This window comes from Endozoicomonas atrinae, from assembly GCF_001647025.1.
GTDB classification, from domain to species: domain Bacteria; phylum Pseudomonadota; class Gammaproteobacteria; order Pseudomonadales; family Endozoicomonadaceae; genus Endozoicomonas; species Endozoicomonas atrinae.
The window spans coordinates 1-11,346 of the sequence record NZ_LUKQ02000178.1 but is presented as its reverse complement, the minus strand read 5'-3'; the positions used below and the strand labels follow the sequence as shown (position 1 = coordinate 11,346).

At 39.1% G+C, this 11,346-nt stretch carries 7 protein-coding genes and 1 pseudogene; all 8 read right to left on the bottom strand.

Annotated features, from left to right (window positions below; genetic code table 11):
• Positions 1-391 precede the first annotated feature (391 nt).
• The 8 genes and pseudogenes from AK963_RS19865 to AK963_RS19830 all read right to left on the bottom strand — a co-directional run bounded on the left by AK963_RS19865 (position 392) and on the right by AK963_RS19830 (position 11,243).
• Entirely contained in the window at positions 392-3,547 is a 3,156-nt protein-coding gene (locus AK963_RS19865) for an efflux RND transporter permease subunit (protein WP_083232789.1), read from the bottom strand.
• On the bottom strand, positions 3,501-4,832 hold the full coding sequence (locus tag AK963_RS19860; protein WP_066017175.1) for an efflux RND transporter periplasmic adaptor subunit: 1,332 nt from the start codon (positions 4,830-4,832) through the stop codon (positions 3,501-3,503). The genes AK963_RS19865 and AK963_RS19860 overlap by 47 nt, the downstream gene beginning before the upstream one ends.
• A 100-nt stretch (positions 4,833-4,932) precedes the next feature.
• Positions 4,933-6,105 carry an acyltransferase family protein gene (locus tag AK963_RS19855; RefSeq protein WP_083232788.1) on the bottom strand — a complete coding sequence of 391 codons (1,173 nt, stop codon included), beginning with the start codon at positions 6,103-6,105 and terminating at the stop codon, positions 4,933-4,935.
• Between the two features lie 55 nt (positions 6,106-6,160).
• Positions 6,161-6,922: an SDR family NAD(P)-dependent oxidoreductase gene (locus AK963_RS19850; RefSeq protein WP_066017173.1), complete on the bottom strand. Its 762-nt coding sequence runs from the start codon at positions 6,920-6,922 to the stop codon at positions 6,161-6,163.
• On the bottom strand, positions 6,919-8,019 hold the full coding sequence (locus AK963_RS19845) for a fatty acid desaturase (protein WP_139117542.1): 1,101 nt from the start codon (positions 8,017-8,019) through the stop codon (positions 6,919-6,921). The genes AK963_RS19850 and AK963_RS19845 overlap by 4 nt, the downstream gene beginning before the upstream one ends.
• A gap of 6 nt (positions 8,020-8,025) precedes the next feature.
• Entirely contained in the window at positions 8,026-9,054 is a 1,029-nt protein-coding gene (locus AK963_RS19840; protein WP_139117541.1) for a 3-oxoacyl-[acyl-carrier-protein] synthase III C-terminal domain-containing protein, read from the bottom strand.
• Positions 9,055-9,880: 826 nt separating this feature from the next.
• Positions 9,881-10,837 (bottom strand): annotated as a pseudogene (locus AK963_RS19835) (IS1595 family transposase).
• Positions 10,838-11,009: 172 nt separating this feature from the next.
• Positions 11,010-11,243, bottom strand: a complete 234-nt coding sequence (locus AK963_RS19830) for a hypothetical protein (RefSeq protein WP_066017170.1) — start codon at positions 11,241-11,243, stop codon at positions 11,010-11,012.
• Positions 11,244-11,346: the final 103 nt, after the last annotated feature.

Genomic DNA, 11,346 nt, shown 5'->3' with positions numbered 1-11,346 from the left:
AGAGTCAGCTTAGTAAAATATTTAACTTTCTGGAACTATCAGACTTGCAGACCACCCCAAAAAGCTATACTTAACGACAGGTCATTTTGGACTGGTGTTTTGAGGACTTTTTACGCCGGTGATGACACATCCCTAATGCAATGACCCTTCCCTTTCATACTCATAACAGTCGTCAGCATCTTCCATGGCAGCAACTCACAGTATTGAAAACATACAGGGAGTAGTGGTTATAAGTACATGACCAAATGAAATCATATATTTTCCTGTCCGCAGGCCGCAGAGGGCTTGGCGGCGTTTTGAAAAGCAAATGGTCATGTACTTAAAACCACCGGGTCACTGCTTTGCAAAGAGATGATAAAGTGTGACAGTAATAACCCTGCTACGCGAGAGATCAGGATAAAGGTCGATCATCATGCACCAATAAAAAATACAAGGATGGAACAATAACTAATCCAAAGACCGATGAGGCTAACAAACCGAAAATAATAGCCATACACAACGGGCTCCACTGGGGATCACTCAAAGCTAAGGGAATAAGGCTTAGAATGGTGGTCAGACTGGTGCAGATAATTGGACGGAGGCGCTCGCTCACGCCTGAAACAGCAGACTCAACAATACTTTTACCCAAACGACGATGACGGTTAATAACCTCGACCACAATAATACTGTTGTTCACGGCAATTCCTACCGTTGATACGACACCGATCAACCCGGGAAAAGATAGAGGAATACCAGCCAGGAAAAACCCCAAAAATGCCCCCCCTAAGGCCGGAAGTATCGAAGCCAGCACAATAAAAGACTGAAGCAGAGAACTAAAGATCAGTGATAAGAGAATGTATATCATCACTACGGCCAGCAAAAAAACATTGCCAATACTTTGATAATTTTTATCGGTTCTCATTGGCTCACCAGCAATCTTGTAATCGTAACCAATAGGCCAGCGCTTCTTCAATTCATCAAGCACCGGGGTAAAGGACTTGACTATATCCCCGGCTGTTCGACCTTTTACTCCTGATTGCAGAGCAATGACTCTTTGACCATCATTGTGAACCAGCACAACAGGAAGCGTTGCAATAGTGAAATCGGCAATATCCCTGAGAGGTATCGAAGCACCATTATTAAGAATAACAGGCAATTGCCCTAGATCTTTGCTACGCAAAGTACCCGTTTTTTCACCCATACAATTCTGCCAACAGGTACTCACGCGTATTTTAAGATCATTATCCAAATCATTGTTCTTAATGTTCCCATATTCATCTTCTGCCATGGCAAGCCTGACCTGATCTACAACATATTTTTCATCAATACCATAAAGAGAGAGTTTTTCTCGATTCAATGTGAATATCATCGAATTAACAAGAGCCTGTTGATTATTCTTGAGGTCTACTACACCGGGCTCCAGGGACAACTGCTCATAAACTTGCGAGGATATGACTTGCAGGATTTGATAGCTGGGACCTGTTATATAAATCTGAAGGGGGTCTTCTACTTTAGGATTTCCCCCAATATGATGCAGGTATAACTCTGTATCAACCTCAGCTATAAGGGCAGCTTCAATTCCAGCCCGAATTCCCTCCAGATAACTGTACGAATGTTTTTCTCTTTGATTTTCTGGTGTCAGAATCAGGGAAAAGCCTACCTGGTTATATGAATACTCAGGTAACACAAGTGCAGAGGCAGATACCCGAGTCCAGGGACTCCTGGCACCCACATAGGCGATATATTTCTCAATCCATGGCTGTTTGTTAAGGTAAGCACTTACCTTATCAGCAACTTTCTGTGCCTGGCTAAGCGGTGATGCAGGTGGAAGTTCTATGGAGATGGCTATTTTCCGATTTTCCGTTTCCGGATACATTTTTGAAGGCATAAAACGAGCCATCATCACAATAAGTACAATTACGCAAAGTATTGCAAGATTCCACAGGAGCGCCTTCTGCCTGTCTTTAAGTATTTTTTTTCTGAGCCAATAAGCTAATTTCCCGGCAAGAAAACGGGTCACTCTGTCTGATGCCAGTCGCTTCTGTTTGATGTCATATTTTCCACCGGCCTTTTCCAGTAAATACCTGGACATTGGTAAACATATCAAAAAACCAACAACAAGGCTGATTCCCAAGCAGATGATAACGGTTAGTGGAATTATTCGAATAAATTTTCCGTCAATACCATCGATTACCATCAACGACACCAGTGCAAGGGCTGTTGTAGCATGACCGGAACTGATTGAAACAACAAAATTATGAAAAGTATTAATTACTGCTTTTTCAAACGGAACCATATACACAAAAATTTGTTCATGCATTCCTTCCACAATTATAATAAAAGTATCGACCAATAACCCCAGTGACAATACAATACCAACCATTACCATGAAATTAAGAGTATGACCCATGACATAGATCAAACTCAGTGCTCCCAATAGAGTTATCGGTATTGAAACTGTTACTAGTAGAGATTCCCGCCAGTTTAACATCAAGAATACAATTAAAAAAACGATCAACATTCCTTGAAATAAGGAGGATAAAACATTATTAAGGGCCTTATTAATAATATCGTTCTCGTCTATCACTTTAGTCAGTTCAATACTTTCCGGCCAGTACTGACTACTGATACTTTTCTCAACTTGCATTGAGACAGCACGAATCAATGCTGAGGTATCAATCCCTGGATGTTTACTAACGTCTATGGCAACTCCTCGTTCAAAGCCACCTCCCTCATAACCAAAAAAAACACGCTCTGACTCCTGGTTCATTTCAAATCTGACATCAGCCAATTCTTTTAGTCGTACTAAGCGCTTACTGCCAATTTGTGTTACTGGTAAATTACGAACTTCTTCAATATTTTCAAAACGTCCAGCATACTGCAACGGCAGAGTATATCGCTCAGCTTCTACCTTCAAGCAATTTAAATCAGAATTAGCAACCTTCAGTCGATTAATGACATCAAGTGGTGAAATCTTCATTAACTTGAGACGTTCAGGGTTTAAACGAATGTGAAGACTTTGGTCTCGAATACCACGTAAATTAACTTCCTTGACTTCAGGAATATTTTCAAATTCACTTTTTACCACTTTGGCAACATTCGTCAGTGTCATAACATCAGCATCACCATGAAGCATCCAAGTAACTACCGATTGATTAGAAACTGAGTGTTGCTCAAAGTAAGGTTTGCGAATCTTATGATCATCCGGAAAGTATAATGAGGCGCGATCAATAGCTGCTCGAAGACGAGGTATAGCTTCCAAAACTGATATATCAATTGAAAATTGCAGTTCAATTATAGAAAAGGAGTCATATGTACCACTACTAAAATTTTCCAGCCCCGCCAGTCTGCCAATTTCAGCTTCCAAATGCTTTGTAATACCACTTTCAATTTGTTCAGGTGTGGCTCCCGACCACTGGGTGATGACCCTGAACACCGGAATCTCCAAATCAGGTTTATTTTCCCTGATCATATTCCTGCATGCCATCCAACCCGCAATGATGACAAGTATCAGTAATAACTTACTTAGTTGTGTATTCAGGAACAGATTCTGACGCACTCTGCTCATCAGGAGTCTCCGCAATGATCACTTTTGACCCACTTTTTAATCTATGCTGCCCGCGAATAACCACTTGTTCCCCAGCGGTAAGACCTCCCAATACTTCAATCTCATCCAGTCCATGTACTTTGATCTTAAGCCACCGCAAATCTACTCTACTGCTCTTGTTAAGAACATACACAAAAGGAGCACCTTCACGAAAAGAAAGATATTCTATAGGCAATTTGATAGCATTTGGCTTGATCTCCGTCTCAATCATGACATGAACAGGCATCCCATTGCGCAGACCCGTTGATTGCTGAAGTCGGACTACAACCCTCCTCGAATGCTTTTGCATGCTTATTGAAGGACTGACAGACCAGACCGTACCCGTGGAATAATCATCTTCCCTAAACGGCCATTGTTGAACGGATAGACCCTGTTTGCTCCATGTGTTCTGAACCACATAAGCCGCCTGCCCTTCTTTGATATTACTCGCTTGATCATCAGGGATTTCCAGCTGAATTTCATAAAGGCTGTCATCCATTAACACAATTGCACTAGCCAACTCCTGCTCATCATTATTAATTCTGGATGGTGGATAGTAATAGTTACCTTCACGGATATTCACAGCAGTAATCACTCCGTCAAATGGGGCAAAGAGACTATTTTTATCCAATTTAACGGTTAGCTGATTAAGACTTGCTTCGATTTTCTGAATTTCATAACTTGCCGCACTAAGACGATTGTCAGCGGTTTGCAGATCCAGCTCAGCATTCTTCATCGATAACTCTGCATGCTCCAGCTTATCCTGTGATAGCGAACCCTTTTTATGAATTTGTTGTATACGCTGGAAGTCCATTTTTGCTTGATATAAAAGATTTTTTTTCGACGTCTGCCTTGCTTCAGCTTCCATTTTGAGAGCCATAGCAGAACCGAGCTGAGCCTCAAGAACTTCAATATGGCTACTGCATTCACGACTATCAATCTGTGCCAGTAACTGACCTTTATTAAGATGATCGTTTGGACCAAATACTCTTGAACCTTCACGAATACTAGATCCATCTTCCATTTTTCCGATATAGTCAACGACATCTGGACGATCAAACATCAGGTAGGCTTTGTGAACTGCCTCTGCGATACCCTCAGCCACAACCCAAGTATGAAGTACTTCTGGCTTAACCTTCTTAACCACCACTATTTTTGGTGTTAATTTTAAAACATCAGGCTTAACAAGAAACTCGCGTAATCGATAACCAGTTAGAAATAACAGTAATAATAAGGTAGCTGCTGAAAGCCATAAAATTTTATTCATGATCAGGTATATTGAAAAAAGAAATACATAAAATCCGAAATCACAAACTCAGAGCTATAATCGAAAGTGGTTTTTTAATATTTATCAGACGCCTCCTAATTTATAAGATCTTATTACGAGTCACACAACCAGCCTTATATTGACTGATAATTCTCTTTCCATGAAGTAAGTAACCAATAATAGTTGACCTTACGAAAAAGTGGTAACTCATCAATGAAAACAGAGAAGTTAAAGAGATAATAACTGCTGCCTTGAGCCATATTGATAGCTGCCAATCTTTGGTGAAACCTGTAAAAAAAAGACAAATCGGAAGATGGATTAAATAAACCCAGTACGATGCATCTACGAGATAGCGAACCACGAGGTTATCTTTTATAAATACACGATTAAAAAAACCAATAATGCCAAATATCAAACACCAGGATAACAAACTACCACTAACAGACGACAATGCATCATAGAAAAAATTTCGATTCTTTAGGTAACGAAGACACAATATATTTACTAAAAGCAAATGCATAGCAAGTATAAAATAAGTTGCGCTGTACCGCTCAAAAACTAATAGCTTTTCCTTATTGACAAATAACAGACAGCCAAAAATAAAATATACAAAACAACTGATTAGGGAGATTAAATCAGGCATAATAGTCATTGATGTGTGTAGTATACCTTGGGGCCAAAGCAGGAAAAAAAAAGGAAACGAAAACCACAAAACACGAAACTTTGAGTCTATACAGAACTTAAATGCATTATTTATTTTAAACTTAAAATACCCAGCAACCCTCCACCTTGCTACAAGCCATAAAAAAATCAACAGAACATAAAACTGAATTAAAAAATAGAGAAACCAAAGATGAATTAAGATATTTTTTGTTTTTAATGTATATAAATTTATTTCGGGGCTAAATTCCCAAGTGGCAGTAACAGCATAATTCATGAAAGATACTACGCTTAGGTAGAGAATTGGCCAAAATAAAATAAACGGTATTGCTATTCTTAGAGTCCTATCCTTGACAAATGTCAAAACCCCCTTGGAAGTCAGAAGCAAGCAGGCAAAAAAACCAGAAAGAATAAAGAATATTGGTACTCTGAATGAATGTATCAATATAGAAATTACATCCATAGCCGGAGAGGTTATCTGGTTATGATATTTCCAGAATTCTGGAGGATTTACAGAAAATGACGGAGTAGTATGAATTAATATTATCAAGAGCATCATTACAGCCCGACTAGCATCGAGACCGTAAAATCTTCGGGCATTGCTGTAACCCATGCTACAAATAAAACCTCATTGAAAATTTACAACCCATCTGGACAACAATAAAAAACTAATATTTACTAATACGATCAACAAAGTTAACTAGGATATTTTTTTTTACACTGTCAGGCAGTAGTTTTATTACAACCATTAATATACGCTGCCAGTATGGAAAGTAATAGATTTTCTTTCTTTTTTCTATTGCAATAAGTATTTTTTTTACTGATCGATCAAGTGGAACTAACATTATATCGGGAACATCAAGTGACGATATCATCTCTGTTTCTATAAATCCCGGACACACCGTCGTTACTGTTATATGGTATGGCTGTAATAACCAATACAAGCTTTCCGATAAAACGTTAATTGCTGACTTGGAAGCGCAGTACATACTCATCCCTGGTATGGACTGAATAGACGCCATACTTGAGATAATAACAACCTGCCCTCGCTTTCGTTGCATCATATAACCTAAAATCGGTTCTATTGTATTCATCACTCCGACTACATTGACATTTAACAAATCAGATAAAATCCGTGTATCCAATTTGGCCTGATATTGCTGACAGGCAATTCCAGCATTAGCTATTACAATATTAATTTCACCAACTCTATTTTCTATATAATCGATATAATCATTTAGTTTTTTTTTACTCGTAACATCTATTTTCTGGCAATACAAAACGCCTTGATAATTTTTTGCCATTTCCGATAAAGCAGATAACTTATCCTTATTTCGCCCTATACCAACCACTGTATCACCATTCCCTAGATAGTGAATTGTTAATGCCTTTCCAATCCCTGAAGTAATCCCAGTGATAAAGATAATCATTTTTTATTCTCATTTTTTTTGTACAATTGATCTAAAACAGGATTAGCGATTCGGAAGAACACGCATGGAATAAGTACACTTAATATCATAAAACTAAAATCATAAGGATATTTTGGTGATGCTGTTCGACTTTGTAACTGATTAAATGACTTACCCGGACTTTTATGATGGTCAGCATGATGCATAAGATTCAATAAAATAAAATTGGTAAGCTTCGAGTCCTGAGACCAGGAGTGATTATCTGCGACTGGCTCAAAATGGTTATTCCCATAACTTTCACGACTTAAACCATAATGCTGAAGATAATCAATAATTTCAAACACAACGACAGCAAAAAAACTTTGCAATACATAAAATATTACACCCTCTGCCCCCCATAAGATATAGCAACCTATAAAACACAGCAAGGAAATCCCATCCCATACCATCAGCTGATTTTTCCACACTTTTATTTTTTTATTCTTAAGCCTTTTATATTCTAAAAGATAAGCCAGCTTAATATCACTTCCAAATCTGTTCCATAAATACGAATACAACCCTTCCCCTCTTTTTGCGCTAGCACTATCAATGGGTGTGGCGACATATCGATGATGAATATATAAGTGGATCCATCTAAATCTTGCAAAACATACAAACGACAACAGCAAACAACCAATAAACCTATCAAACTTATATCTTGAGTGAATTAATTCATGTGAAATATTTATACAATCTAATGCACTACAAAATCCAACCGACAAAACCCAAACAAACATTCCAAATATGTTTAAATATTCTGATTGAAAAAAATTTAATGAATAATAAAAAACCATTATCTTACATAGGGGCATGAGCCTTAACAAAAACATGAAACATGATTTGCCAAACATGTAGCTTGAGGAAACATAAAAAAATGAATTCGACGAAATAATATTCAGAAATGGGACCAATACAAATACAACGAATAACGGAATCCATACTATATAGTTAGCATAATATGGTAATAATTCAGCAGAATAAATTGTCAACACAATCAAAACAGGTACGATAAAAACCAGAAGAAAACCTGGATCAACCTCAGAACCAGCTGATTTGGTATTTTTTGTTTTAGAAGTCATGATCAATCAATACGTTGTTTGAACTAAGGAAGCCACCATGCCAGCACTGCATGGAAAAAATACAATATTATCACCTCTTTTCAGTTTATTTTGCTCTATAGCCATACCCAACCCTGTTGGTATTCCACCAGAAACCAAGTTGCCACAATTTTTATAAACATCCAAAAATACCTTTTTCAGCGGAATCCCAAGTTTTTTACAACCATCTACATATGCAGTTTCAGAAGGTGTATGAGGAAAATACCACTGTTTTTCATGGTAATTGCCGATGTACTTTCTCGTTAGATTACCAACAAGGTCAAATCCTACATCATTCAGCTCATTTCCATAAGAAACAAAACCATTAATACCATTAAGGCCAATACGCTGATTTTCTCCAACAAATGATTTATACCCTTCCAGCGGAACAGTACACAAATCCGCATGCATTGGGGCGGATAGATATTTGAAATCCCATTCATTATCATTAGATGATAATATTGTTGCTGTTGCTACTTCTCCAATGGTATATGCGGGAAAACTGTATTCTAGATTTTTCAGATTTCTGACACGCCAAGAAAGACTTTCCATGTTAAATTCACCATTAATAATCATAACCTTATCAACTTCACCCTGCTTCATCATAAGGTAGGCCATATGTAATGCCCTGATCCAACTCATACATGCATCAGTAATATCAAAGCAGTTTACTTTTTTTAAATTGCGTAACTTTGCATAGAAATAGGAATTTGCAGGTTCGAGAAAACCCCGTCCAACACCACAATAGATTAACACATCAATTTCCTGAGGATTTATGCATGCCTTATCAAATGCTTCATCCATAGCCCTTAATATTAAATCACGTGCCGATTCGTTTTTAGCCCGCCAATATCGATACTTTGCCCCAGTCTTATTCAGCAGTTTCCTGCTGTAAGTTAAATAGGTTTCTAGTTTTTTTCTATCAACATCTTCGTTTGACCTTCGTATATGTTCAATTAACTGATCGTTATCTAACACTCTAGAAGGAAGCTTATAAGCAATGCTTTTAATATACACAAAAACCACCTATTGATAATTAGATACGAACTCAACAACCACCGGCTAAGCCGGTGGTTTTAACCTTGTGGGAGACTAATAAATACTTGAATTCAAGTAATGAATGCATAACCCATGACTTTATGGGTTTGGAGCAGATTATGTTAACCAAAAATCAACCTCAAATTGTGCGAACAGTTCCGATCATGCTGCGATCTTGCATAGGTATACGACAGAGAAATCCAGTGATATCAAACTTATTCTCATTCATCACTTGAATGTTTTAGAAGGAGATTAAACGACACTTACAATAATTAGTATCTGAATGGAAAAAATGTTACCTCATGAAACTTTGATACCTAATTCAAAAGGTAACAATAATTAGGCAGTATGTGACTAGCGTTGTTTACTAAAATTCATCACCCCTTGACCTCCTACATATCACAAAGGTTAAAGAAGATTTTGTTGCGTCGAACTCACGTTGATTATTACCCAGAATAGTATAATTGTTTTTTTTTTCAAGACACAGTCTCTACCAATATGAAATGAGCCTGAAGAGAAGCCTAATTTGCAAAATTAAACCTGATTACCACTGATCGTACGTCACGACACAAAGAAATCTCATTTAATAATATACGCGCAACTTCTCATTCTTTATGCGTATAACCCAGTGAAAAAATAATAGAATACCTCCAGTATTACCGATGGAACAGGCATCATGAGGGCTTGTTCTCCAGATGATCGACGTAAACCCAGCTTCTAACCACTCCGACCAGGCAAAGATCCACATTATCATTCGCAATGATGAACTCCACACTGCAATTGTCTTTCTGTTATCTGTTAATGGCTAGCTAGGTTTCCACTGGACGTCTGGCAGCTTGAGCAGTCGCTCCGGCATCGGTGCTGTATTGACTGCCGCCCGGGCAAGCCTTGAGATCATTGAAGGCATATCAAAACGCCGGTTAAACCGATAGTTGAACTCTGACAGATAGCGGCCAAGGTGCTTGGGGTCGAGCTTATGGTAAGTACAGGTAATCGCCATTTTCACGTTCCCCAGCATGGTGTTTACCCAGGTGAACAGCTCATTTTCCATGGAAGCATGTCCGCCACCCGTGATAACCGCTGTATGATGGCACCCTGCATCTGCGATCCCACGGAAGCAGGACAGGCCATCGCTGACTACCTGAGTTCCAGGATTCAAGGCATGTTCAGCCCACTCTTTCATGGTCTTACGACGAAAGTTATCTACTGCATTGAAGTACATATAGAGTGGATGATTATCATCATCGGTCTGGACTGCGGCAACAAAGGGAGCCTTGTTCTCTGAGCCTCTACCGCGTCGACCACCATGGCGCTCTCCGCCCCAATAGGCATCATCAACCTGAACATGGCCACTCAACTGCCAACAATTATCTCTTTCCATCATGACCTGCATAAGCTTGTGCTTCATGCGCCACGCAGCGTTGTAGGATATGCCAAGCTGTCGATGCAGGTTCAGGGCTGAAATGCCCGCCTTACTTTAGGTGATCAGGTAAATGCCAAGGAACCAGCGGGTCAACGGTAATTTTGTCGAGTCAAAAATGGTGTTACTGGTAAGAGAAGTTTGCTGATGACAACGGTTGCACTGGTACTCGGCCTTCCTATTGAGTTTACAGAAACGGCAAGAACCGCACTCAGGACAATAGAAACCGTCTGGCCAGCGCCAGGCGAATAATGCCCTCTCGCATTGCTCTTCACTGCCGTAACTGTCAAGAAACTCCATAATGCCAATGCCTTTTTGGAACTGAATGGTATTCTTACTCATCAGAATATCCTCCAAAAATGAAAGTCATTTGACGCATATTATAGCAGTTGGCTTATGATGTAGGTTCGGTGATAATCAGGATAGTTATTAGGCAAATAGAGGAAGGTGCTCATGCTGGCTCCTTTCTGTGACTACTATCATTTTGCCCAATGTTAGAGAAGTTAAGACCTGATTAGACTTCTACCTCATACTGCGCCAAGCTTGGGGCAGTACCTTTTATCACCCCATCCTGAATAAATGCTTTTAGCCCGACTCCTACTGATTCCCCCTTCACGGTGATCACTGAACCATCCCTTAGCTCTGCCTGACTGGTCCCGTTGCCGTTGTTAGCAGTAATGGTGGCGATGACCCGCACGCCTTCAGGAATCAGAGCCTTGAACTGTTGCCAGATATTGGTGGTTGCCATAAGCCCGAAACCCTTTTATTTTTTTGAAACCACAAAAAAGGGCAATGCCCGAAAGCACTGCCCTTCTGAACCTCATTTTATGCGAGGTTGGAAACTACAGTAT

Excerpts from the sequence above, each read along its gene's own strand:
- AK963_RS19855 (WP_083232788.1), bottom strand. The coding sequence starts at position 6,105 with ATGGGTTACAGCAATGCCCGAAGATTTTACGGTCTCGATGCTAGTCGG.
- AK963_RS19865 (WP_083232789.1), bottom strand. The coding sequence starts at position 3,547 with ATGAGCAGAGTGCGTCAGAATCTGTTCCTGAATACACAACTAAGTAAG.
- AK963_RS19845 (WP_139117542.1), bottom strand. The coding sequence starts at position 8,019 with ATGACTTCTAAAACAAAAAATACCAAATCAGCTGGTTCTGAGGTTGAT.
- AK963_RS19850 (WP_066017173.1), bottom strand. The coding sequence starts at position 6,922 with ATGATTATCTTTATCACTGGGATTACTTCAGGGATTGGAAAGGCATTA.
- AK963_RS19830 (WP_066017170.1), bottom strand. The coding sequence starts at position 11,243 with ATGGCAACCACCAATATCTGGCAACAGTTCAAGGCTCTGATTCCTGAA.
- AK963_RS19860 (WP_066017175.1), bottom strand. The coding sequence starts at position 4,832 with ATGAATAAAATTTTATGGCTTTCAGCAGCTACCTTATTATTACTGTTA.